Annotated in this window: 18 protein-coding genes; 11 read left to right on the forward strand and 7 right to left on the reverse strand. The window is 70.0% G+C overall.

What is annotated here, in order from left to right:
• Window positions 1-57: 57 nt before the first annotated feature.
• From rplI to rpsF, 4 genes are all read right to left on the reverse strand, one after another.
• Complete coding sequence (gene rplI / locus ABD981_RS20415) at window positions 58-504, reverse strand: 50S ribosomal protein L9 (protein WP_046908663.1); 447 nt, start codon at window positions 502-504, stop codon at window positions 58-60.
• Between the two features lie 18 nt (window positions 505-522).
• Window positions 523-759 carry a 30S ribosomal protein S18 gene (gene rpsR, locus ABD981_RS20420; RefSeq protein WP_003949403.1) on the reverse strand — a complete coding sequence of 79 codons (237 nt, stop codon included), beginning with the start codon at window positions 757-759 and terminating at the stop codon, window positions 523-525.
• Between the two features lie 57 nt (window positions 760-816).
• On the reverse strand, window positions 817-1,395 hold the full coding sequence (locus ABD981_RS20425) for a single-stranded DNA-binding protein (RefSeq protein ID WP_046908664.1): 579 nt from the start codon (window positions 1,393-1,395) through the stop codon (window positions 817-819).
• 73 nt (window positions 1,396-1,468) lie between these two features.
• Window positions 1,469-1,759, reverse strand: a complete 291-nt coding sequence (rpsF, locus tag ABD981_RS20430; RefSeq protein WP_004950685.1) for a 30S ribosomal protein S6 — start codon at window positions 1,757-1,759, stop codon at window positions 1,469-1,471.
• A 284-nt stretch (window positions 1,760-2,043) separates the two neighbouring features.
• Here rpsF and ABD981_RS20435 point away from each other — a divergent pair, with 284 nt between their 5' ends.
• From ABD981_RS20435 to ABD981_RS20445, 3 genes are all read left to right on the forward strand, one after another.
• Entirely contained in the window at window positions 2,044-2,343 is a 300-nt protein-coding gene (locus tag ABD981_RS20435) for a hypothetical protein (protein ID WP_046908665.1), read from the forward strand.
• Window positions 2,344-2,471: 128 nt separating this feature from the next.
• Window positions 2,472-3,590, forward strand: a complete 1,119-nt coding sequence (locus tag ABD981_RS20440) for a lipid II:glycine glycyltransferase FemX (RefSeq protein WP_046908666.1) — start codon at window positions 2,472-2,474, stop codon at window positions 3,588-3,590.
• Window positions 3,591-3,688: 98 nt separating this feature from the next.
• Window positions 3,689-4,720 carry an alanine racemase gene (locus ABD981_RS20445; protein ID WP_046908667.1) on the forward strand — a complete coding sequence of 344 codons (1,032 nt, stop codon included), beginning with the start codon at window positions 3,689-3,691 and terminating at the stop codon, window positions 4,718-4,720.
• 74 nt (window positions 4,721-4,794) lie between these two features.
• Here ABD981_RS20445 and ABD981_RS20450 read toward each other — a convergent pair whose 3' ends face one another.
• Window positions 4,795-6,321, reverse strand: a complete 1,527-nt coding sequence (locus tag ABD981_RS20450; RefSeq protein WP_046908668.1) for a glycosyltransferase family 87 protein — start codon at window positions 6,319-6,321, stop codon at window positions 4,795-4,797.
• A gap of 128 nt (window positions 6,322-6,449) precedes the next feature.
• Window positions 6,450-9,203 (reverse strand): transglycosylase domain-containing protein, encoded by a 2,754-nt coding sequence (locus ABD981_RS20455; protein WP_046908669.1) that lies wholly within the window; start codon window positions 9,201-9,203, stop codon window positions 6,450-6,452.
• A 403-nt stretch (window positions 9,204-9,606) separates the two neighbouring features.
• Between ABD981_RS20455 and ABD981_RS20460 the strand changes: the two genes are divergently transcribed.
• From ABD981_RS20460 to ABD981_RS20470, 3 genes are all read left to right on the forward strand, one after another.
• Window positions 9,607-10,287: a PadR family transcriptional regulator gene (locus ABD981_RS20460; protein WP_046908670.1), complete on the forward strand. Its 681-nt coding sequence runs from the start codon at window positions 9,607-9,609 to the stop codon at window positions 10,285-10,287.
• Window positions 10,288-10,333: 46 nt separating this feature from the next.
• Window positions 10,334-11,416, forward strand: coding sequence for an inositol-3-phosphate synthase (locus ABD981_RS20465; protein ID WP_046908671.1), 1,083 nt, complete (start codon window positions 10,334-10,336; stop codon window positions 11,414-11,416).
• 79 nt (window positions 11,417-11,495) lie between these two features.
• Window positions 11,496-12,764: an MFS transporter gene (locus ABD981_RS20470; protein WP_046908672.1), complete on the forward strand. Its 1,269-nt coding sequence runs from the start codon at window positions 11,496-11,498 to the stop codon at window positions 12,762-12,764.
• Between the two features lie 98 nt (window positions 12,765-12,862).
• Here ABD981_RS20470 and ABD981_RS20475 read toward each other — a convergent pair whose 3' ends face one another.
• Entirely contained in the window at window positions 12,863-14,332 is a 1,470-nt protein-coding gene (locus ABD981_RS20475) for a CCA tRNA nucleotidyltransferase (RefSeq protein WP_205628194.1), read from the reverse strand.
• Between the two features lie 212 nt (window positions 14,333-14,544).
• On the opposite strand from ABD981_RS20475, the gene ABD981_RS20480 reads away from it, so the two are divergent.
• From ABD981_RS20480 to ABD981_RS20500, 5 genes are all read left to right on the forward strand, one after another.
• The gene (locus ABD981_RS20480) at window positions 14,545-16,932 is read left to right on the forward strand and encodes a DUF6049 family protein (RefSeq protein ID WP_165590949.1); all 2,388 of its coding nucleotides are present in this window, start codon (window positions 14,545-14,547) and stop codon (window positions 16,930-16,932) included.
• Between the two features lie 45 nt (window positions 16,933-16,977).
• The gene (murJ, locus tag ABD981_RS20485; protein ID WP_046908673.1) at window positions 16,978-19,191 is read left to right on the forward strand and encodes a murein biosynthesis integral membrane protein MurJ; all 2,214 of its coding nucleotides are present in this window, start codon (window positions 16,978-16,980) and stop codon (window positions 19,189-19,191) included.
• 117 nt (window positions 19,192-19,308) lie between these two features.
• Window positions 19,309-21,015: a protein kinase family protein gene (locus ABD981_RS20490; protein WP_046908674.1), complete on the forward strand. Its 1,707-nt coding sequence runs from the start codon at window positions 19,309-19,311 to the stop codon at window positions 21,013-21,015.
• Window positions 21,016-21,041: 26 nt separating this feature from the next.
• Window positions 21,042-21,746 (forward strand): RNA polymerase sigma factor SigM, encoded by a 705-nt coding sequence (gene sigM / locus ABD981_RS20495; RefSeq protein WP_046908675.1) that lies wholly within the window; start codon window positions 21,042-21,044, stop codon window positions 21,744-21,746.
• A complete protein-coding gene (locus ABD981_RS20500; RefSeq protein ID WP_046908676.1) occupies window positions 21,743-22,636 on the forward strand; it encodes a hypothetical protein in 894 nt (297 codons plus the stop codon). Before sigM ends, ABD981_RS20500 begins: the two co-directional genes overlap by 4 nt.
• Window positions 22,637-22,670 lie beyond the last annotated feature (34 nt).

Consider the following 22,670-nt stretch of genomic DNA (forward strand, 5'->3'; position numbering starts at 1 on the left):
GCACCCCGAGGGGTGCGGCCCTTCCTCACTGCTGAGCGCAGACTGCCGAAGGCAGCGTTACGCGGCGACGACCTCGACGCCGAGCTTCGCGACCACGTCGGCGTGCAGACGCACGGAGACCTGGTGCGCGCCCAGGGTCTTGATCGGCGAACCGAGCTCGACACGACGCTTGTCCACGTCCGGGCCGCCCGCAGCCTTGATCGCCGAGGCGACGTCGGACTGGGTCACGGAGCCGAAGAGGCGGCCGGCGTCGCCGGAGCGAACGGCCAGCTTGACCTTGACGCCCTCGAGCTGGGCCTTGACCTCGTTGGCCTGCTCGATGGTCGCGATCTCGTGGATCTTGCGGGCGCGGCGGATCTGCGCCACGTCCTTCTCGCCACCCTTGGTCCAGCGGATCGCGAAACCACGCGGGACCAGGTAGTTGCGAGCGTAGCCGTCCTTGACGTCGACGACGTCGCCAGCGGCACCGAGGCCGGAGACCTCGTGGGTGAGGATGATCTTCATTTTTCGGTCACCCTTCCCTTATCGCGCGGTGGACGTGTAGGGCAGCAGCGCCATCTCACGGCTGTTCTTGACGGCCGTGGCGACGTCACGCTGGTGCTGCGTGCAGTTGCCGGTCACGCGACGGGCACGGATCTTGCCGCGGTCGGAAATGAACTTCCGCAGCATGTTCGTGTCCTTGTAGTCAACGTACGTGACCTTGTCCTTGCAGAATGCGCAGACCTTCTTCTTAGGCTTGCGCACAGGCGGCTTCGCCATGGTGTTTCTCCTGTGTGATCAAGAAGTTTGGGTACGAGCTGCTTCCTGGGCAGTGCCCTAGAAGGGGGGCTCGTCCGAGTAGCCGCCGCCGGAGTTGCCACCCCAGCTACCGCCGCCCTGCTGCTGACCGCCGGCCGGGGCGCTGGAGGCCCAGGGGTCGTCGGAGGGAGCTCCGCCGCCCTGCTGGCCGCCGCCGGAGTTGCCACCCCAGCTACCGCCGCCACCGCCGCCGCCCTGCTGCCCGCCGCCGTAACCACCCTGGCCACCGCGACCCGTGGTCTTGGTGACCTTGGCCGTGGCGTTCTTCAGGCTGGGGCCGACTTCCTCGACGTCCAGCTCGTAGACCGTGCGCTTGACGCCCTCGCGGTCCTCGTAGGACCGCTGCTTCAGGCGGCCCTGCACGACGACGCGCATGCCTCGCTGAAGCGACTCGGCGACGTTCTCCGCCGCCTGACGCCAGACCGAGCAGGTCAGGAAGAGGCTTTCGCCGTCCTTCCACTCGTTGGTCTGACGGTCGAAGGTGCGGGGAGTGGACGCGATACGGAACTTCGCGACCGCCGCACCGGACGGGGTGAAGCGCAGCTCGGGGTCGTCGACAAGATTGCCGACGACCGTGATGACGGTCTCGCCTGCCATGGGTGAACCTCTCGGCGGGATTGCTTCTGGCTGCTTAGTGCTACTCGAACCCGAAAACCTGTGAGCGGAAAGCTCAGTGGGTCTCGGGACGGAGGACCTTGGTCCGGAGGACCGACTCGTTCAGGTTCATCTGGCGGTCGAGCTCCTTGACGACCGCAGGCTCGGCCTGCAGGTCGATGACCGAGTAGATGCCCTCGGGCTTCTTCTTGATCTCGTAGGCGAGACGACGACGGCCCCAGGTGTCGACCTTCTCGACCTTTCCGTTGCCCTCACGGACGACGGAGAGGAAGTTCTCGATCAGCGGGGAGACAGCGCGCTCCTCGAGATCGGGGTCGAGGATGACCATCACCTCGTAGTGACGCATGTGGAACCCACCTCCTTTGGACTCAGCGGCCACGGTCGTTCCGTGGCAGGAGGGTCGTGATGCGTAAGCAACGGTATCCGCCACCACTGACAGTCCCCCTCGACGAGCGAGGGTTCCGTCGGGGTCCTGGATGGACCTGGGCAGACACCGGTGCAGACCGTACAGAGTACCCGCACATCGCCCTGCGGTTGAAATCCGGTGGTGAGGGGACGCAATCTGTACACAACGGATGTCGGCGGCGTCACAGTGCGCCGCCTTCCCGCAGCCACGCCAGGAGGTGCCCCATGGCACAGGCAATGCGACCCGACCCCGGACACTCCCTCTTCGCCACGGACGGCAAGCCCCACCCCCTCCAGGACACCCTGATGGGGATCACGCTCTTCCTCGGGCTCCTGTCCGTCATCACGGCCCAGTTCCACAGCCTGCACGTGCTGGCGTCCTGGGCGGGACTGATCGGCATCCTGACCGGTGCGTACGGACAGTTCATCTCCGTGACCACCAGGGAGCGCTTCGTCCTGATCGTCGGCCTCGGCGCCTCTGCCGTGGGCTTCTACCTCGGCATGTTCTACGGAGGCCTCGCCTGATCCGCGGGGCCGGAAGGCCGGTCTAGGGACATACGTCCCCTCAGGGGCGCTCCACGGCCACAGTAGGCTTCGGCGCGAGAGCCGGAGCCCCTGACCGATGGGGACACACCTGCCGAGGAGCGCCCCGCATGAGCCTGACCCTGAGGACCATCAGCCGTGAGCAGCATCTGGCATTCATCCAGAGCCAGCCCGCGGCGAGCCACTGCCAGGTCCCGGCGTGGGCGGATGTGAAGACCGAGTGGCGCTCGGAGAACCTCGGCTGGTTCGACAAGGCCGGTGAGCTCGTCGGCGTCGGCCTGGTGCTCTACCGCCAGCTGCCGAAGATCAAGCGCTACCTGGCCTACCTGCCCGAGGGCCCGGTCATCAACTGGCACGCCCCGAACCTCGACGACTGGCTGCAGCCGATGCTCGCGCACCTGAAGCAGCAGGGCGCCTTCTCCGTGAAGATGGGCCCCCCGGTCGTCATCCGCCGCTGGGACGCGGCCGCGATCAAGTCCGGCATCCAGGACCCGGACGTCAAGCGCCTGAAGGACGTCGAGGCCACCCACATCGAGCCGCGCGCCTTCGAGGTCGCCGACCGGCTGCGGAAGATGGGCTGGCAGCAGGCGGAGGACGGCGGCGCCGGCTTCGGCGACGTCCAGCCCCGCTACGTCTTCCAGGTCCCGCTGGCCAACCGCTCGCTCGACGACGTCCTCAAGGGCTTCAACCAGCTGTGGCGCCGCAACATCAAGAAGGCCGAGAAGGCCGGCGTCGAGGTCGTCCAGGGCGGCTACGAGGACCTCGCCGAGTGGCAGCGGCTGTACGAGATCACGGCCGTCCGCGACCACTTCCGGCCGCGCCCGCTCTCGTACTTCCAGCGCATGTGGACCGTCCTCAACAACGAGGACCCCAACCGCATGCGGCTCTACTTCGCCCGGCACAACGGCGTGAACCTCTCCGCCGCCACCATGCTCGTCGTCGGCGGCCACGTCTGGTACTCCTACGGCGCCTCCGACAACATCGGCCGCGAGGTCCGCCCGTCGAACGCCATGCAGTGGCGGATGCTGCGCGACGCCTACGCGATGGGCGCCACCGTCTACGACCTCCGGGGCATCTCCGACTCGCTGGACGAGACCGACCACCTCTTCGGCCTGATCCAGTTCAAGGTCGGCACGGGCGGCGAGGCCGTCGAGTACGTCGGCGAGTGGGACTTCCCGCTCAACAAGCTCCTGCACAAGGCGCTGGACATCTACATGTCGCGCCGCTGACGTCCCGACCGAGGCTTGCGTAGTCTCGTACACACGTGCACACCTCTGATCCACCGCAGCTGACACACCGCAGCCACCAGAAAGGTTCCGGGCCGGCCATGGCGCTCTCCCTCTACGTCGACACCGCTCGTTGGCGGGCGCACCAGAAGACGGTCATCGACCAGTTCCCCGGTCTCGTCCCGGTCTGCAAGGGCAACGGCTACGGCTTCGGCCACGAGCGGCTGGCCGACGAGGCCGCCCGCTTCGGTGCCGACATGCTCGCGGTGGGCACCACGTACGAGGCCGCCAAGATCAAGGACTGGTTCAGCGGCGACCTGCTGGTGCTCACCCCGTTCCGGCGCGGCGAGGAGCCGGTGCCGCTGCCGGACCGGGTGATCCGCTCGGTGTCCTCCGTGGACGGCGTGCACGGCCTGGTGGGCGCCCGCGTCGTCATCGAGTGCATGAGCTCGATGCGGCGCCACGGCGTCCACGAGGAGGACCTCGGCCGACTGCACGCCGCCATCGAGGACGTCCGGCTCGAAGGCTTCGCCCTGCACCTGCCCCTGGACCGCCCGGACGGCACCGACGCCGTCGAGGAGGTCATCGCCTGGATGGACCGGCTGCGGGCCGCCCGCCTGCCGCTCCACACCATGTTCGTCAGCCACCTGCGCGCCGACGAGCAGGCCCGGCTCCAGCAGCAGTTCCCGCAGACCCGCTTCCGGGCCCGGATCGGCACCCGGCTGTGGCTGGGCGACCACGAGGCCACGGACTACCGGGGCGCGGTCCTCGACGTCACCCGCGTCGCCAAGGGGGACCGGTTCGGCTACCGCCAGCAGAAGGCCGCCTCCGACGGCTGGCTCGTGGTGGTCGCCGGCGGCACCTCGCACGGCGTGGGCCTGGAGGCTCCCAAGGCGATGCACGGCGTGATGCCGCGCGCCAAGGGCGTGGCCCGTGCCGGTCTCGCGACCGTCAACCGGAACCTCTCCCCGTTCGTCTGGGCCGGCAAGCAGCGCTGGTTCGCCGAGCCTCCGCACATGCAGGTGTCGATCCTGTTCGTGCCCTCCGACGCCCAGGAGCCGAAGGTCGGCGACGAGCTCGTCGCCCATCTGCGCCACACCACGACCCAGTACGACCGGCTCGTCGAGCGCTGAGCCACCGGGCGGCACACGCCCACGTGAGAGGCCCCCGGGTGATCCCGGGGGCCTCTTTCACGTCTGCGCTCCGCTCACTCCCGTGAGGCGCTCCCCGGCGCCGCCCAGGGGTCGCCGCCGTGGACGCTCCCGGGGCCGCCCCACTCGACCCGCGGGCCCTCCGTCGCCGGAGCCGCGTGCCGCGCGGGCCGCGCCGCGCCGCCCAGGACGAAGACGTCCTCGGCACCGTCCAGAACACCCCCCGAGGGGTCGTCCGAGCCGTCCCGCCGCACCGGGTCCCGGTCCGGCGCGAGGATGTCGCGCACCACCAGGGCACACAGGTACAGCGTGCCGAGCACGTGCAGGACGATCGCGAACTGGTAGCCGTCGGTCGGCAGGCCCTGCTTGTTCCCGCTGCTCGTGTAGGCCAGGTAGAACCAGATGGCCAGGAAGTACATGACCTCGCAGGCCTGCCAGACGAGGAAGTCGCGCCAGCGCGGCCGGGCGAGCGCGGCCAGCGGGATCAGCCACAGCACGTACTGCGGCGAGTAGACCTTGTTGGTGAGCACGAACGCGGCCACGATCAGGAACGCCAGCTGGGCCAGCCGGGGCCTGCGGGGCGCACTGAGCGCCAGGATCGCGAGGCCGACGGCCGCCAGCACCATCAGGACCAGCGCCCAGACGTTGGCGGTCGTCGGCTGCACCTGTCGGCCGGTGGTCTGGCTCAGGAGCAGCCAGATGGAGCCGAAGTCGACGTTCCGGTCCGTGCTGAAGACGTAGAACTGCTTCCACCCCTCGGGCGCGAGCAGCATCACCGGCAGGTTGACCGCCAGCCATGCGCCCACCGACCCGAGCAGCGCCGTGCCGAACGCGCGCCACTTCCCGGCCCGCCAGCAGAGCAGGAGCAGGGGGAGGAGGAGCAGTATCGGATAGAACTTGGCGGCCGTGGCGAGCCCGAGCAGCACACCGGCGCCGAGGGCCCGGCCACGCGACCACATCAGCAGCGCGGCGGCGGTCAGGGCGACCGCCAGCAGGTCCCAGTTGATCGTGGCGGTCAGCGCCAGGGCCGGCGCGAGGGCCACCAGGAGGGCGTCCCAGGGGCGCCGGCGGTGGGTCCTGGCCACACAGACCGCGAGGACCGCCGTGCAGACCATCAGCAGGCCCGCGTTGACCATCCAGTAGGCCTGCTCCCGCTCCGACAGGACGCCCCCGGGCGTCAGCCAGGCCGCGACCTGCATGAAGAGCCCGGTCAGCACCGGGTACTCCAGGAACGGTATGTCGCCACCGATCCGGTCGAAGTAGGGCACCAGACCGTCCGCGAATCCGCGCCCGGAGAAGAGGTGCGGGATGTCGGAGTAGCAGGCGTGGGTGTACTGCGAGGTGGTGCCGCGGAACCAGGCCCAGTTGTAGCAGGGCAGCTTCTGCACCATGCCGAGCGCGAACATCCCGATGGCGACCAGCGCCACCACGCGCACCGGGGTGAACTGTCCGGCGCCCAGCAGCGCCCTTCGGCCGATCGGCCCGCCGATCAGTTCGCTGCCCGCGGCGGCCACGTCGTCGCTGCGCGTGGGGCAGACCACCGCCGGTTCCCGTGGAGGGCTCGTCTTCTGGAGGCTCGGCATGGGGGACATCCTGCCGTACGGGCCCCGGAAAACGGTGAGGGCCGCCACGCCCGGTTCCGTACACGGGGTACGGGCCGGGCGCGGCGGCCCTCGAAGTGACCGCTCGGCCTCACGGGCCGGCGGGCGGATCAGCCGCCCAGGCCGCCCATGCTGCCGCCGCCGTTGGGCCTTCCGCCCCCGCCGCCCGCGGCCGCGGGATCGGTGGAGGGGGAGTCCGTCGAGGTCGGCGGGGGTGTCGTGGTGGCGCCTCCGCTGGACGCGCCACCGTTGTCGTTCCCGTTGCTGGTGCCGCCGTTGTTCGGGTCGCACGGCCAGTCCCAGACGGAGCAGGTCTTGCCCGGGTCCGCCGTCTTGGTCGGCTTCGTCGTGGGCGTCTGCGTCGTCGCGGTGGCGGACGGCGTCTCGGACTCGGTCTCGGTCGGCGTCGGCGTCGGGCTGACCGCGCCGCCGCCGAAGACCGCCTCGGCGCCCAGGTCCTCGGGCGACGGGAAGTCGATCGGGTCGGTGCCGTTCAGGGCCTCGGTCATGTAGTCGTGCCAGATCTGCGACGGGAACGACGAACCGTGGATCTTCGGCTGGGCGCCGGTGCCGAACATGGACTCGAACTTACGGTCCTTGATCGACTCGTCGTCCGCGAAGCGGTACATGTCGATGGCGGTCGACAGCTGCGGGGTGTAGCCGACGAACCAGGCCGAGTTGTTGCCGTCGGTCGTACCGGTCTTGCCGGCCGCCTCGCGGTCGTCGAGCGCGGCCTTCTTGCCGGTGCCCTTCTTGACGACGTCCTTCAGCACGTCGGTGACGTTGCTGGCGACGGCCGTGGAGAACGCGCGCTTGGGCGCGGCCTCGTGCTTGTAGATGACCTCGCCCTTCTGCAGCACCTTGGTGACGGAGAACGGGTCGTTGTGCTCACCGTTGTTCGCGAAGGTCGAGTAGGCGCCGGCCATGCGGATCGCGCTCGGGGAGGAGATACCGAGCGAGAACGACGGCACGTTGGCCTTGATCAGCGAGGACTCCAGGAGACCGGCGTCGACGGCCGCCTTGCGGACCTGGTCGATGCCCACGTCCATGCCGAGCTGCACGTACGGCGAGTTGGCGGAGCGCTCCATGGCCTCGCGGAGCGTCATGTTCTTGTAGCTCGCCTGGTCGTCATTGGTCTGGAGCCACTCGTTGCCGTTCTCGTCGTGCCAGATCGTGCCGTTGTAGTTCTTGATCCTCAGCTTGTTCTGGCCGTTGTAGATGCTCTTGTCGGGGTCGACGATCGTCCGCGAGGACGGTCCCTGCTCCGGTCCCAGCTTCTTGTCCCGCACACCGTCGCGCATCGCCGCGGCCAGCACGAAGGGCTTGAAGGTCGAGCCGACCTGGGCACCCGTCTGGTCGGCGTTGTTGGTGAAGTGCTTGGTGGCGTCCGTGCCGCCGTAGATCGCCACGATCGCGCCGGTCTTCGGGTCGACCGAGGCACCGCCGAACTGGACGTGGGTGTCCGTCTTCGGGCGCTTGTCGGGCTTGATGTGCTCGTCGTAGACCTTCTTGACGGCCGCCTCGAGGGCCTTGACCTTCTTCTTGTCGAAGGTGGTGTGGATCTCGAAGCCGCCCTGCGCGAGCTGCTGGGCGCCGATGTTCTGGTCGTTCTTGTTGAGGAAGTTCGCCTCGGCCGTGCGCACCAGGTAACCGACCTGGCCGCTCAGCTGGGCGCCCTGCGTGCGGCCCTTCACCTTGGGGAAGGTGGTGAACTTGGCGCGCTCGGCGGCCGGCAGGTTCCCGTCCTTGACCATCTCGTCGAGGATCCACTTCCAGCGCTTCTCGGCGCGTTCGCGGTTCGACTTGGCATCGGCCGCCGGGTCGATCTCGGGGGAGCCGGCCGGGTCGTAGTAGGTCGCGCCCTTGAGGAGCGAGGCGAGGAAGGCCGACTCGCTGGCGTTGAGGTCCCTGGCGTTCTTGTTGAAGTACGTGCGGGCCGCTGCCTGGATGCCGTAGGCACCGCGCCCGTAGTACGAGGTGTTGAGGTAGCCCGCCATGATGTCGGGCTTCTCCAGCTCGTTGCCCACACGCATCGAGATGAAGAGTTCCTTCACCTTGCGGGTCACGGTCTGCGACTGGTCGTTGAGCCGGTTGTTCTTCACGTACTGCTGGGTGATGGTCGAGCCGCCCTGGGTCTCGCCGCCCTTCGCCATGTTCCACACGGCGCGGCCGATGCCCATCGGGTCGATGCCCGAGTCGGTCCAGAAGGTCTTGTTCTCGGCCGAGACCACCGCGTTCTGCATGACCTTCGGGATCTGGTCGATGCCGACGATCTGCCGGTTGACCTCACCGCCGGTCGCGGCCATCACCGTGCCGTCGGACCAGTAGAAGACGTTGTTCTGCGCGACGGCCGTCTTGTCGACGTCCGGAATGCCCACCATGGCGTACGCGAGGGAGGCAGCGCCCAGGAGGCCGCCGCAGAAGGCCAGGAAGAGGCCCGTGACCAGCTTCCACGAGGGCACCCAGCGACGCCAGCCGTACTTGCCGTAGCGCGGGTAGTCGATGAACCGCTTCTTGCCGGGCGGACGTCCGCCGCGGCCACGCCCGGGGCCGCCGCCCTGACCGCCGCCACCACCGCGACGCCCTCCTCCGGGGCCGCTGGGGCCGCCGGGGCCGCCGGCCTCCGGCGCACGCCTGCGACCGCCCCGCTGGGCGGCCCGCCGTGCCTCGGCACGCCCTCCGTAGGGGCGCTGCTCCTCCCCATAGGCGGAAGGCGGTCCGTAGGAGTCCGAAGGGGACCCCGAACCGACGTCATGGCCTTGGGCCGGCCCGCGGCCCATCGGCTGCTGGGCGGCGCGCCGGGCCGCAGCGCGACCGCCACTCGGCGGCTGCGGCTGCTGCATTTTGCGACGATGCTCGCTCATCGAACGACTACTCCTCGGGCAGGCGCGTACGCCTGGAAGCGGCAGTTGAGTTCCGGTCCCCCCGAAATGCACACGGCGGGACCTCGGAAGAAGCCCCACCGTGCCGCAGCCGGTCACCCGCTTCACTGACGCCCGGCGGCATCTCTCGGTTCCCGGTGGTCTGCATGCCGCACAGACTACGCACGGCCAAAACCCACCTAGGGCCGGACTTCACCCCAAATCCGGCAAGTCGAACGCTGTGAATTGACGATGTGACGCCGGTCACCCGCGCCCCACTTGTCGCAGCAGAGGGGCCGTTCTATCGTCGGGATGTATCGAGTCGATACATCAGTGCGGCACATCGGCTCGGCATAAGAGTTTCGTGGTCCCGAGAGACGAGTCCCGAGAGCGGAGGAGGCGACGAATGAGCAGGCGCTCAGGAATCCTTGAGTTCGCCGTTCTCGGTCTGCTCCGCGAGGCCCCGATGCACGGTTACGAACTGCGCAAGCGGCTCAACACCTCGCTGGGCATCTTCCGGGCCTTCAGCTACGGGACCCTCTACCCCTGCCTCAAGACGCTGGTCGCCAACGGCTGGTTGATCGAGGAGCCGGGCAGCGCCCCCGAGGACGCGCTGGCCGCTTCACTCGCAGGACGCCGCGCCAAGATCGTCTACCGGTTGACGGCCGAAGGTAAGGAGCACTTCGAGGAGCTCCTCTCCCACACCGGCCCCGACGCCTGGGAGGACGAGCACTTCGCCGCCCGCTTCGCCTTCTTCGGCCAGACCGAGCACGACGTGCGGATGCGGGTGCTGGAGGGCCGCCGCAGCCGGCTGGAGGAGCGCCTGGAGAAGATGCGCGCCTCTCTGGCCCGGACGCGCGAGCGCCTCGACGACTACACGCTTGAGCTCCAGCGCCACGGAATGGAGTCCGTGGAGCGCGAAGTGCGCTGGCTGAACGAGCTCATCGAGAGCGAGCGAGCGGGCCGGGATCAGCGATCCCGCCCCGAGGGCGCCGCTCGGCACGACAACGATTCTGGAGAAACGGGCGGCCTGCCCCGGCACGGGGGCAGTACCCGGCCGGATCCGTCCGACGACACCGCAAAGTGAAACCCTGCGTCAGCAGGGCTTCCACGACACACAGGGAGCAACCGGAATGGGTTCGGTTCGCGTAGCCATCGTCGGCGTGGGCAACTGCGCCGCCTCGCTGGTCCAGGGCGTCGAGTACTACAAGGACGCCGACCCGGCGACCAAGGTGCCCGGCCTGATGCACGTCCAGTTCGGCGACTACCACGTCGGCGACGTGGAGTTCGTGGCCGCGTTCGACGTGGACGCGAAGAAGGTCGGCCTCGACCTCTCCGACGCCATCGGCGCCAGCGAGAACAACACCATCAAGATCTGCGACGTCCCGAACAAGGGCGTCACGGTCCAGCGTGGTCACACCCTCGACGGCCTCGGCAAGTACTACCGCCTGACCATCGAGGAGTCCTCCGAGGCTCCCGTGGACGTCGTCCAGGTCCTCAAGGACCAGCAGGTCGACGTGCTCGTCTGCTACCTGCCCGTGGGCTCCGAGGACGCCGCGAAGTTCTACGCGCAGTGCGCCATCGACGCCAAGGTCGCGTTCGTCAACGCCCTCCCGGTCTTCATCGCCGGCACCAAGGAGTGGGCGGACAAGTTCACCGAGGCCGGTGTCCCGATCGTCGGCGACGACATCAAGTCCCAGGTCGGCGCCACCATCACGCACCGCGTGATGGCCAAGCTGTTCGAGGACCGCGGTGTCCGTCTTGAGCGCACCATGCAGCTCAACGTCGGCGGCAACATGGACTTCAAGAACATGCTCGAGCGCGACCGCCTCGAGTCCAAGAAGATCTCGAAGACGCAGGCCGTCACCTCGCAGATCCCCGACCGCGAGCTGGGCGACAAGAACGTCCACATCGGCCCCTCGGACTACGTGGCCTGGCTCGACGACCGCAAGTGGGCGTACGTCCGCCTCGAGGGCCGTGCCTTCGGTGACGTCCCGCTGAACCTCGAGTACAAGCTCGAGGTGTGGGACTCCCCGAACTCGGCCGGTGTCATCATCGACGCCGTGCGCGCCGCGAAGATCGCCAAGGACCGGGGCATCGGTGGCCCGATCCTCTCCGCGTCCTCGTACTTCATGAAGTCCCCGCCGGTGCAGTACTTCGACGACGAGGCCCTGGCCAACGTCGAGAAGTTCATCAAGGGCGAGGTCGAGCGCTGACCTGACGGTCGTCCGGCTCGCTGACGAGGGTCCCCGTGGCACTGCCCGGGGGCCCTCTTCTTGTGTGAGTCTTGCTGCCATGTCCGTCGTGCGTGATCTGCGCGTCCTTCTGCGCCTGCGGGACTTCCGCCGCCTGCTCGCCGTACGCCTGCTCTCGCAGTGCGCCGACGGCGTCTACCAGGTCGCCCTGGCCACGTACGTCGTCTTCTCCCCCGAGAAGGAGACCAGCCCCGCGGCCATCGCCTCCGCCATGGCGGTGCTGCTGCTCCCGTACTCCCTCGTCGGACCCTTCGCCGGCGTCCTGCTCGACCGCTGGCAGCGACGCCAGGTCTTCCTCTACGGCAACCTGCTGCGCGCCCTGCTCGCCTGCGGCACCGCGCTGCTCGTCCTGGCCTCCCCGCCCGACTGGCTCTTCTACGCCTCCGCCCTCTCCGTCACGGCCGTCAACCGCTTCGTCCTGGCGGGACTCTCCGCCGCCCTCCCCCGGGTCGTCGACGACGAGCGGCTGGTCATCGCCAACTCGCTCTCCCCGACCGCCGGCACCCTCGCCGCGACCCTCGGCGGCGGGCTGGCCTTCGGCGTCCGTCTGGTCGCCGACGGCTCCGACGCCGCCGTCGTCCTCCTCGGCGCCGTCCTCTATCTCTGTTCCGCGCTCGTCTCGCTGCGCATGCCGCGCGAGCTCCTCGGCCCGGACCCGGACCGCGTTCAGCCCCGGCTGGCCACCGCGCTGCGGTCCACCGCGCGAGGACTGGCGAGCGGGCTGCGCCATCTCTCCGAGCGGCGCCCCGCCGCCAGGGCGCTCGCCGCGGTCGCCGTGATGCGCTTCTGCTACGGAGCACTCTTCGTGACCGTGCTCATGCTCTGCCGGTACGCCTGGAGCTCGACCGAGTCGCAGGGCCTGGCCGTACTCGGCCTCGCCGTCGCCGCCTCCGGAGCCGGGTTCTTCGCGGCAGCCGTCCTCTCGCCCTGGACGGTCGGGAAGCTGGGGCCGTTCGGCTGGATGACCCTGTGCGCGGGAGCGGCCGCCCTCCTCACGCCGGCCCTCGGGCTGACCTTCGCCCGGGCCCCCTTCCTCGTGGCCGCCTTCCTGCTCGGGCTGATCACCCAGGGGGCGAAGATCGCGACGGACACGGTCGTCCAGACCTCGGTGGACGACGCCTACCGGGGGAGGGTCTTCGCCCTCTACGACGTGCTCTTCAACGTCGCCTTCGTCGGGGCGGCCGGGGTCGCGGCCCTCGTGCTGCCCCCGGACGGCCGGTCCGCCCTGCTGGTGATCCTCGTGGCCGTTCTCTACGCCGGCACCGCGCTCGCGCTGGCGAGGAGCGCCCGGAGGTCCGCGCACGCATGACGAAGGGGCGATGTTTCACGTGAAACATCGCCCCTCACCGGTGCCGGTGGGCCGCTTGTTTCACGTGAAACATCGCCCGTGACACAGCGGCACTCGCGCTAAGCGCCCTGAGTCGCCCACCACTCCTTGAGCGCGGCGACAGCCTCGTCGTGCCCCATCGGCCCGTTCTCCAGCCGCAGCTCCAGCAGGAACTTGTAGGCCTGGCCGACGGCCGGACCGGGGCGGATCCCCAGGATCTCCTGGATCTCGTTGCCATCGAGGTCGGGGCGGATCGAGTCCAGCTCCTCCTGCTCCTGGAGCTGCGCGATGCGCTCCTCCAGCCCGTCGTAGGCGCGGGAGAGCGCGGAGGCCTTGCGCTTGTTGCGCGTGGTGCAGTCGGAGCGGGTCAGCTTGTGCAGCCGGGAGAGCAGCGGGCCCGCGTCACGGACGTAGCGACGGACGGCAGAGTCGGTCCACTCGCCCGTGCCGTAGCCATGGAAGCGCAGGTGGAGCTCGACCAGACGCGAGACGTCCTTGATCATCTCGTTGGAGTACTTGAGCGCCGTCATGCGCTTCTTCGTCATCTTGGCCCCGACCACCTCGTGGTGGTGGAAGGAGACCCGACCGTCCTTCTCGAACCGGCGGGTGCGGGGCTTGCCGATGTCGTGCAGCAGGGCGGCCAGGCGCAGCACCAGGTCCGGGCCGTCCTCCTCCAGGTCGATCGCCTGGTCGAGGACGGTCAGCGAGTGCTCGTAGACGTCCTTGTGCCGGTGGTGCTCGTCGCTCTCCAGCCGCAGCCCCGGAAGCTCGGGCAGCACATAGGCGGCGAGGCCGGTGTCCACGAGCAGCCCCAGGCCCTTGCGGGGGTGCGCGGAGAGCAGCAGCTTGTTGAGCTCGTCACGCACCCGCTCGGCGGAGACGATCTCGAGCCGTGCGGCCATCTCCGTCATGGCGGTGACGACCTCGGGAGCCACCTCGAAGTCCAGCTGGGCGGAGAACCGCGCGGCACGCATCATGCGCAGCGGGTCGTCGGAGAAGGACTCCTCCGGCGTCCCCGGGGTCCTCAGGACCCGCGAGGCCAGGTCCGCCAGACCGCCGTACGGGTCGATGAAGTCCTTCTCGGGGAGCGCCACGGCCATGGCGTTGACCGTGAAGTCGCGCCGGACCAGGTCCTCCTCGATGGAGTCGCCGTACGAGACCTCGGGCTTGCGCGAGGTGCGGTCGTACGCCTCGGAGCGGTAGGTGGTGACCTCCACCTGGAACCGCTGGACCGCATCGCCGACACGCGCGTCCTTCTGGCAGCCGACCGTGCCGAAGGCGATCCCGACCTCCCAGACCGCGTCGGCCCACGGGCGGACGATCTTCAGTACGTCCTCGGGGCGGGCGTCGGTCGTGAAGTCCAGGTCGTTGCCGAGACGGCCGAGGAGGGCGTCGCGGACCGAGCCGCCGACCAGCGCGAGACTGAACCCGGCCTCCTTGAAGCGGCGGGCGAGGTCGTCGGCGACGGGGGACACACGCAGTAGTTCGCTGACTGCGCGCTGTTGCACCTGGCTCAGTGCGGTCGAGGTCTCTTCGTTGGCGTTCGGCACAACAGAAAAGGGTACGTGCCTCAGCTCGTACCGATGGCCCCGTTTTCCCACGGTCCCGGCGGCCCTGCGCTCTCCACCGGCACCCTTCGCCCGATCGGCTGGAGCAGTCCCCGGCACTTGGCCGCCGCGTGCCTCGTTACCATGCCTGGACACAGCAACCGGGAACCACCGACACCACACACACCACAGACAACGACGAGGACGGGCGACGCGTGGCCGAGGCGGCAGCTATCCAGGGGATCGGTCCCTCACCTGCCCGCCGCCGGTTGCGGCGCCTGGTCACCCTCGCCGTCGCGGCTCCGCTGCTGGCCGGGTTCCTGCCGGGCCTCACCGCTCCCGCGGCGCAGGCCGCCGAGAGCGCGAGCGGCGCCGGAAGCGTCGATGTGTCGGTCGACACCCTGACGCCGAGCGCCCCCGTGGAGAGCGACACCCTCACCCTCACCGGCTCGGTCACCAACAACGGCAAGCAGGCCGTGACCAACGCAACCGTCGACCTGCGCGTGGGCCCCCGGATGACCAGCCGCAGCGAGATCGACGACGTGGCCGACCGCAAGGGCTACCGGGACGGCACCGACCCGTATCCGCTGGGCGGCAGCTACACGGTCAAGATCCCGAAGCTGGGAGCCGGGCTCAGCCGGGACTTCACGCTCTCCGTCCCCGTCTCCAAGCTGGGCCTGGACGACCCCGGCGTCTACCAGCTCGGGGTCTCCCTGACGGGGCAGACCGGGAGCCAGTCCTACGGCCGGGTGCTGGGCATCGAGCGGACCTTCCTGCCGTACCAGCCCGAGGACGCCGACAAGAAGACCCAGCTCACCGCGCTCTGGCCGCTGATCTCCACCACCCATGTCTCCGCGGAGACGGGACCGGACCTCCAGCAGACACCGGTCTTCGAGAACGACGACCTCGCGGCCGAGCTCGCCCCCGGCGGCCGCCTCCACGAGATGGTCAGCCTCGGCAAGAACCTCCCGGTCACCTGGGTCATCGACCCCGACCTGCTGGCCAGTGTCGACGCCATGACCAGGCCCTACCGGATCAAGAGCGGCAAGACCGAGATCGCGGGCAAGAACCAGAAGGTCGCCGAGCAGTGGCTCGACTCCCTGGAGAAGGCGGTCCAGGGCCGGAAGGTCGTCGCCCTGCCCTTCGCCGACCCCGACCTCGCCTCCCTGGCCCACCACGGCAAGGACGTCCCCGGCTCGCTCAGCCACCTCCAGCAGGCGACGGCACTCGCCTCGACCACGGTCGAGACCGTCCTCCACGTGAAGCCCTCCACGGACTTCTCCTGGCCCGTCGACGGCGCGGTCGACCCCTCGATCATGTCCGTCGCCACCTCCGCCGGCGCGCACAACGTGATCGCCCGCAGCGACAGCTTCCGCGACGACCTGCCGTACACGCCGAACGCTGCGCGCCCGGTCGGTGGCGGCACCACCGCGGTCGTCAGCGACGCCGAGCTGTCGACGGCCTTCGAGGGCGATCTGATCCGGGCCGAGAGCGCCACCCTCGCCGCCCAGTACTTCCTCGCCCAGTCGCTCGCGGTGACCCTGGAGCGGCCCGAGGACCAGCGGAGCGTCGTGGTCGCCCCGCAGCGCATGCCGACCGCCGCGCAGGCGCAGGCCATGGCGTCGGTGCTGCAGGGGGCGGCCAAGCGCTGGACGCAGCCCACGGATCTGCTGGCCGCCGCCACGACGGTCGAGTCCGACCCGGCCGCGTCCCGGGTGCCGGGCAGCGGCGCCTACCCGAAGCGGCTGCGCGCCCAGGAGCTCGACGCCGCGGCGTTCAAGCAGATGAAGCGGACCCGCGACAGGCTGGACGACTTCAAGGTCATCCTGACCGCCCCGGACCGCGTCGTACCGCCCTTCACCAACGCGATCAGCCGCGAGATGTCGACCTCCTGGCGCGGTCAGAAGGCCTCGGCCTCGCTCTACCGCCAGGAAGTCCAGCAGTACTTGGCGAGCCTGACCCGGGAGGTGCAGCTGATCGAGAAGTCGGACCTCGTGCTCTCCGGCCGGAGCGCGACCATCCCGGTGACGGTGCAGAACAAGCTGCTCCAGGGTGTGGACCACCTGGTGCTGCGGCTGACCTCCGGCAACAGGACCCGCCTGAAGCTGAACGGCGGGGACGCCGTCGCGGAGCTGCCGGTGAAGATCGAGGGCGGGCACAGCCAGTCGGTGAAGTTCACCGCCTCGGCCAACGCCAACGGACCGGTCCCGATGACGGCCCAGCTCTACACCGAGGACGGCACGCCCTACGGCCCGCCGATGACCTTCACCGTGAAGGTCTCCGAGATCACCCCCACGGTGATGCTGGTCATCGCCGGCGGTGTGCTCCTGCTGGTCCTCGCCGGCGTGCGGATGTACTCCCAGCGCAAGCGGGCCGCCGCCCGCAACGCGGAAGCGGAGGCCGAAGCGGAAGCGGAGGCCGAAGCGGAAGCGGAGGCCGAAGCGGAAGCGGAGGCCACGGCCGAGGCCGAGGCCGAAACGGGCCCGGAGACGGGCACCGAAGCCCCCGAGGACGCCGATCCCGGGCAGCCGAGTGACCCGACACCGGACACCGGTCCCGAAAGCGGCGACCCGTCGGGCCCGGGTGAGAAAGTGGACCGTTGAGCGATGTCGTGGCCGGTCGGCCGGGGACGATGAGGTGGGGTAACCATGAACGCGCCGTACGACGGTGACCGCGGTCAGGCCGCGGGCGGCACCGCGCCCGCCGGTGGGACGCCCGCGGCACCGGCACCCGGCCCCATGCCGGTGCCGCCGCCGCAGCAGCCCGTGCCTGACCCGTACGCACCGAACCAGCAGAACCCGTACGCCCAGGATCCGTACGTCCAGGACGCCTACGCCCAGGACCCGTACCAGGGTCAGGACCTCTCCGTGCAGGACCCGGTGACCGAGGCGCTCTACGACCGCGCCGCGCACCCGCCGCCCCCGCCCGGCACCTACGCGGATCCCCAGCCGCTCTACCAGCAGCCGGCCGCGCCCCCGCACGCGCCGGACCCCCGGGTGTGGGCGCAGACCCCGGCACCCGAGCCCGACGGGCCGTCGCGGCACCTGCCGTACGGCGACGACGCCCGCACGGTCCAGTTCACCGGCGTCGACGACCTGGTGACCCGGGCAGGGGAGGAGGATCCTGAACCGGACGCCTTCGCCCACCTCTACCGGGACCAGCAGACGCCCGGCCAGGTGCCTCCGCCCTCCTCGGAGCCGAACCCCATGCCCGCGCCCGCCCCGAAGAAGTCCGGCCGCGCCTCCGGCCTGCTCAAGTCGAGCGCCGTGATGGCCGCGGGCACCCTGGTCTCCCGCCTCACCGGCTTCGTCCGCAGCCTGGTGATCACCGGCGCCCTCGGCGCCGCGCTGCTCGGTGACACCTTCACCGTCGCGTACACCCTGCCGACGATGATCTACATCCTCACCGTCGGCGGCGGCCTCAACTCGGTGTTCGTGCCGCAGCTGGTCCGCTCGATGAAGAACGACGAGGACGGCGGCGAGGCCTACGCCAACCGCCTGCTGACCCTCGTGATGGTCGCACTCGGCGCGATCGTCGCCATCGCCGTCTTCGCGGCCCCGGTGCTGATCCGGCTGATGTCGAACACCATCGCCGACGACGCGGCGGCCAACAGCGTCGCCGTCACCTTCGCCCGCTACTGCCTGCCCACCATCTTCTTCATGGGTGTGCACGTGGTGATGGGTCAGATCCTCAACGCCCGCGGCAAGTTCGGCGCGATGATGTGGACCCCGGTCCTCAACAACATCGTCATGATCGCCACGTTCGGCCTGTTCATCTGGGTCTACGGCACCTCCGCCGAGTCCCACATGGGCGTCCAGACCATCCCCGACGAAGGCGTCCGACTGCTCGGCATCGGCACCCTGCTCGGCCTGGCCGTCCAGGCCCTGGCGATGATCCCGTACCTGCGCGAGACCGGCTTCCGCTTCCGTCCCCGCTTCGACTGGAAGGGCCACGGCCTCGGCAAGACGGTCAAGCTGGCCAAGTGGACCGTGCTCTTCGTGCTCGCCAACCAGGCCGGCGTCCTGGTCGTCACCCAGCTCGCCACGGCGGCCGGTGAGGAGTCCGGTAAGAACGGCGCGGGCTTCCTGGCCTACTCCAACGCCCAGCTGATCTGGGGCATGCCGCAGGCCATCATCACCGTCTCCGTCATGGCCGCGCTGCTGCCGCGCATCTCGCGCGCCGCCTCCGACAACGACCCTGGCGCCGTCCGCGACGACATCTCGCAGGGACTGCGCAACTCGGCCGTGGCGATCGTGCCGGTCTCCTTCGCCTTCCTGGCGCTCGGCGTCCCGATGTGCACCCTGCTCTACGCGTCCAGCGGCGTGCAGGCCGCCCAGGGCATGGGCTTCATCCTGATGGCCTTCGGCCTCGGACTGATCCCCTACTCCGTCCAGTACGTCGTGCTCCGCGGCTTCTACGCCTACGAGGACACCCGGACGCCCTTCTACAACACCGTCATCGTCGCCGCGGTCAACGCGGCCGCCTCGGCCGTCTGTTACGTCGTGCTCCCGGCCCAGTGGGCCGTGGTCGGCATGGCCGCCTCCTACGGCCTGGCCTACGCGGTCGGCGTCGGCGTCGCCTGGCGACGCCTGCGCAACCGCCTCGGCGGCGACCTCGACGGCGCCCATGTGATGCGTACCTACGCCCGGCTGTGCCTCGCGTCCCTGCCGGCCGCGATCGTCGCCGGAGGGGTCGGTTTCGCCCTTCTGAAGGTGCTCGGCGAAGGGGCCCTCGGCTCGCTGGTGGCCCTCTTGGTGGGCGGTGCCGTCCTGCTCGGCGTCTTCTTCGTCGCCGCCAAGCGGATGCGGATCGCGGAGCTCAACTCCATGGTCGGCATGGTCCGCGGGCGTCTGGGACGCTGACGAACAGGGTTCGCACAACCATCGCCTGCCGACGCGTGTCGTGCATAGCGTCGGACTGTGGGCACAATTGGCATGGCTGTTGGAAGTGGCGCAACGGATGGGGAGGCAGGAACGACGGTGGCGGAACGTAGCACGGCTGCCGTCGACGTGGCCGACAACAGCGGTGACGACCCGCTGACCGCCAAGGCGGACAAGGCCGCGACCGACGGGGTGGCGGAAGCGCAGAAGAAGGCGGACACGACCGCCGAGGCCACGGAGAACAAGGCGGGCGAACCAAAGAGCGGCGAACAGCCCTCCATCACGGCACCGGAGCTGCACAGCGGCCACAAGTTGGCGAGACGCTACCGGTTGGAGGAGTGCGTCACCCGACTGGACGGCTTCAGCAGCTGGCGTGCCGTCGACGAGAAACTCCGGCGCGCCGTCGGCGTGCACATCCTGCCCGCCGACCACCCGAGAGCACGCTCGGTGCTGGCCGCGGCCCGCTCCGCGGCGCTGCTCGGCGACCCCCGGTTCGTCCAGGTGCTCGACGCCGTCGAGGAGAACGACCTCGTCTACGTCGTCCACGAATGGCTGCCCGACTCCACCGAGCTGACCGCGCTCCTCGCCGCGGGACCGATGGAGCCGCACGACGCCTACCAGCTGGTCACCCAGGTCTCCCAGGCCATGGCCGCGGCGCACCGCGAGGGTCTCTCGCACCTCCGGCTCACGCCGAGTGCCGTGCTGCGCAGCTCCACCGGCCAGTACCGCATCCGCGGCCTCGCCGTGAACGCCGCCCTGCGCGGCATCGTCGCCGACCGCCCGCAGCGCACGGACACCGAGGCGATCGGCGCCCTGCTCTACGCGGCGCTCACCCAGCGCTGGCCGTACGAGAACGACGCCTACGGCCTCTCGGGGCTCCCCAAGGGCGTCGGTCTGCTCCCGCCCGACCAGGTCCGCGCGGGCGTCCACCGCGGTCTCTCCGAGATCGCCATGCGCGCCCTGGCCAACGACGGGGCCACGGCCTCGCGCCAGGAGCCGCCCTGCACCACCCCGGACGAGCTCGCCAAGGCCGTGGCGGCGATGCCCCGCATCCGCCCGCCGGAGCCGGCCTTCCCGATCCCGACGCCGCCCGAGTACCAGCGCACCACCTACCAGCAGGGGACGTACGGGCGCCCCCAGCCGCGCCCGCATGTCACGCAGCCGGTCGTGGTTCCGCCGCCACCGCTGCAGAGCCGCACGGGCAAGGCGCTGAAGTGGGCCGTGTCGGCGCTGCTGATCGCCGCCCTGGGCCTGGGCAGCTGGCAGATCGCGGACCGGCTCCTGAACCAGACGAAGAGCACCGACAACCCTCCGGTCACCCAGCCGCAGACGGGCGAGGACGAGAAGGACAAGCCGAACGGCAAGCCGGTCGCCATCGTCGGCGCCCATGACTTCGACCCGCAGGGCGACGGCGCGGAGAACCCGGACCAGATAAAGAACGCCTACGACGGCGACCCGAGCACCTCGTGGCCGACCATGCGCTACGACGGGTACTCGAAGTTCGGCAGGCTGAAGAGCGGTGTGGGTATCGTCCTGGACCTCGGCAAGGCCCAGCAGGTCGCCAAGGTCGACGTGACGTTCGTGGGCAGCACCTCCGTCGAGCTGCGGACGGCGCCCGAGAACGACTCGTCCCAGCCCGAGCAGCCCGGCGGCTACACCACGCAGGCATCCGGCACCGGTACCCAGGTCTCGCTCGCTCCGGCCAAGCCGGTCATGACGCGCTACGTGCTCGTCTGGCTGACCGACCTGCCGGTCGGCGGCGGTGGCTACAAGGGCCAGATCTCGGACATCAAGATCACCAGTTGACCCGCGCCGGGGGGAGGGGCTCACCGTTGGACGACGCCATACGCGACGAGCGCAGCGACCAGGAACTCCTGGCCTGCCATGTGGCCGGCGATCAGGACGCCTTCGGTGAGCTCGTCCGCCGGCACCGGGACCGGCTGTGGGCGGTGGCCCTGCGGACGCTCGGCGACCGCGAGGAGGCCGCTGACGCCGTCCAGGACGCCCTCGTGTCGGCCTTCCGGGCCGCCCATACCTTCCGGGGCCAGTCGGCCGTCACGACCTGGCTCCACCGGATCACCGTGAACGCCTGTCTCGACCGGGTACGGAAGACGGCCTCCCGCCGGACCTCCCCGGTGGACGACACCACCCGGTTCGAACAGCTCCTCGAACCGCACGAGTCCGCGGAGGCCCCCGCCGAGCGTCAGGACCTGCACCGCCAGCTCCTGGCCGCCCTCGCCACGCTCCCGGCGGAGCAGCGCGCCGCGCTCGTCCTGGTCGACATGCAGGGATATCCGGTGGCAGAGGCCGCTCGTATCCTCGATGTCCCCACCGGAACGGTGAAGAGCCGCTGTGCGCGGGGGCGGGCCAGACTCCTGCCGATGCTCACTCATCTGCGCGGGGACACGGTGGGTAACGAGAGCCCCGACGGGGGAAGGAACCGGACGCCGGGGGCATCCGTCCCACCGGTGTCGGGACCGAAGGACACCGGACCGAGCAATCCAGCTGCTGTGAAGGGCGGAGGTGGGCGCGCGTGACTTCCACGGCCGACACGACTCAGCATCCCGACGTCTCGGAGATCTCCGACCTCACCGAAGGTCTCCTCTCGCCTTCCCGCAGCACCGCCGTACGGCTCCATCTCGACGCCTGCTCCCTCTGCGCCGATGTGCGGACCTCCCTGGAGGAGATCCGGGGCCTGCTGGGCACCCTGCCCGGACCGCCTCGGATGCCGGCCGAGATCGCCGGACGGATCGACGCCGCCCTGGCCGCCGAAGCGCTCCTGAACGCCACCGCGCCGGACACCGCCGTGCATGTTTCACGTGAAACATCGCGCGGCCGCCCGGACGAGACCGCTCCGGCCGCCGACCGGCCCGCCGGACGCTCCTCCGCCGCCACCGGGCCCGGCCGGCCCCGTGGGCGCCGTCGGCGCCGGGTCGCCGTGCTGGGCGCGGCCTTCGGCGCCGCAGCCCTCGGGCTGAGCCTGTTCTTCGTCCAGTCCGGTGTGCTGGACGTGGGCGGTTCCGGTGCCGACACCAAGTCCGACACCGCCGTGAGCGCCGCCGGCTCCGCGCATTTCGACGGTATGCCGATCGAGGCCGCCACTCAGGCCCTGCTCCAGCAGGACAGCACCTTCAAGGCCCCCGAGGACATCGGTCCCGAGGCGCTCTCCTCCGACAACGGCGGCGGCCAGAAGCGCTCCCTCGCCGCTGTCCTCCCCGAGTGCGTCAAGGCCGGCACCGAACGCCAGGACAAGGTCCTCGGCTTCCGTCAGGGCGACTACCAGGGACGGTCCGCCTACCTCGTCGTCCTCCCCGACACCACGGACAGCACCCGGGTGCAGGTCTATGTGCTCGATGCCGCATGCGCCTCGGGAGGCGTGAAAGCACGGGCCGAGGTGCTGCTGAAGGAATCCGTCCCACGCTCGTGAGCTCTGCGCCGTGCCAGGCGGCGGTCTCGGGAAT

This window comes from Streptomyces showdoensis, assembly GCF_039535475.1.
GTDB classification, from domain to species: domain Bacteria; phylum Actinomycetota; class Actinomycetes; order Streptomycetales; family Streptomycetaceae; genus Streptomyces; species Streptomyces showdoensis.

What these genes read in the sequence shown, in the direction of transcription:
- rplI (WP_046908663.1), bottom strand. Translation starts at nt 504, where the DNA reads ATGAAGATCATCCTCACCCACGAGGTCTCCGGCCTCGGTGCCGCTGGC.
- rpsR (WP_003949403.1), bottom strand. Translation starts at nt 759, where the DNA reads ATGGCGAAGCCGCCTGTGCGCAAGCCTAAGAAGAAGGTCTGCGCATTC.
- ABD981_RS20425 (WP_046908664.1), bottom strand. Translation starts at nt 1,395, where the DNA reads ATGGCAGGCGAGACCGTCATCACGGTCGTCGGCAATCTTGTCGACGAC.
- rpsF (WP_004950685.1), bottom strand. Translation starts at nt 1,759, where the DNA reads ATGCGTCACTACGAGGTGATGGTCATCCTCGACCCCGATCTCGAGGAG.
- ABD981_RS20435 (WP_046908665.1), top strand. Translation starts at nt 2,044, where the DNA reads ATGGCACAGGCAATGCGACCCGACCCCGGACACTCCCTCTTCGCCACG.
- ABD981_RS20440 (WP_046908666.1), top strand. Translation starts at nt 2,472, where the DNA reads ATGAGCCTGACCCTGAGGACCATCAGCCGTGAGCAGCATCTGGCATTC.
- ABD981_RS20445 (WP_046908667.1), top strand. Translation starts at nt 3,689, where the DNA reads ATGGCGCTCTCCCTCTACGTCGACACCGCTCGTTGGCGGGCGCACCAG.
- ABD981_RS20450 (WP_046908668.1), bottom strand. Translation starts at nt 6,321, where the DNA reads ATGCCGAGCCTCCAGAAGACGAGCCCTCCACGGGAACCGGCGGTGGTC.
- ABD981_RS20455 (WP_046908669.1), bottom strand. Translation starts at nt 9,203, where the DNA reads ATGAGCGAGCATCGTCGCAAAATGCAGCAGCCGCAGCCGCCGAGTGGC.
- ABD981_RS20460 (WP_046908670.1), top strand. Translation starts at nt 9,607, where the DNA reads ATGAGCAGGCGCTCAGGAATCCTTGAGTTCGCCGTTCTCGGTCTGCTC.
- ABD981_RS20465 (WP_046908671.1), top strand. Translation starts at nt 10,334, where the DNA reads ATGGGTTCGGTTCGCGTAGCCATCGTCGGCGTGGGCAACTGCGCCGCC.
- ABD981_RS20470 (WP_046908672.1), top strand. Translation starts at nt 11,496, where the DNA reads ATGTCCGTCGTGCGTGATCTGCGCGTCCTTCTGCGCCTGCGGGACTTC.
- murJ (WP_046908673.1), top strand. Translation starts at nt 16,978, where the DNA reads ATGAACGCGCCGTACGACGGTGACCGCGGTCAGGCCGCGGGCGGCACC.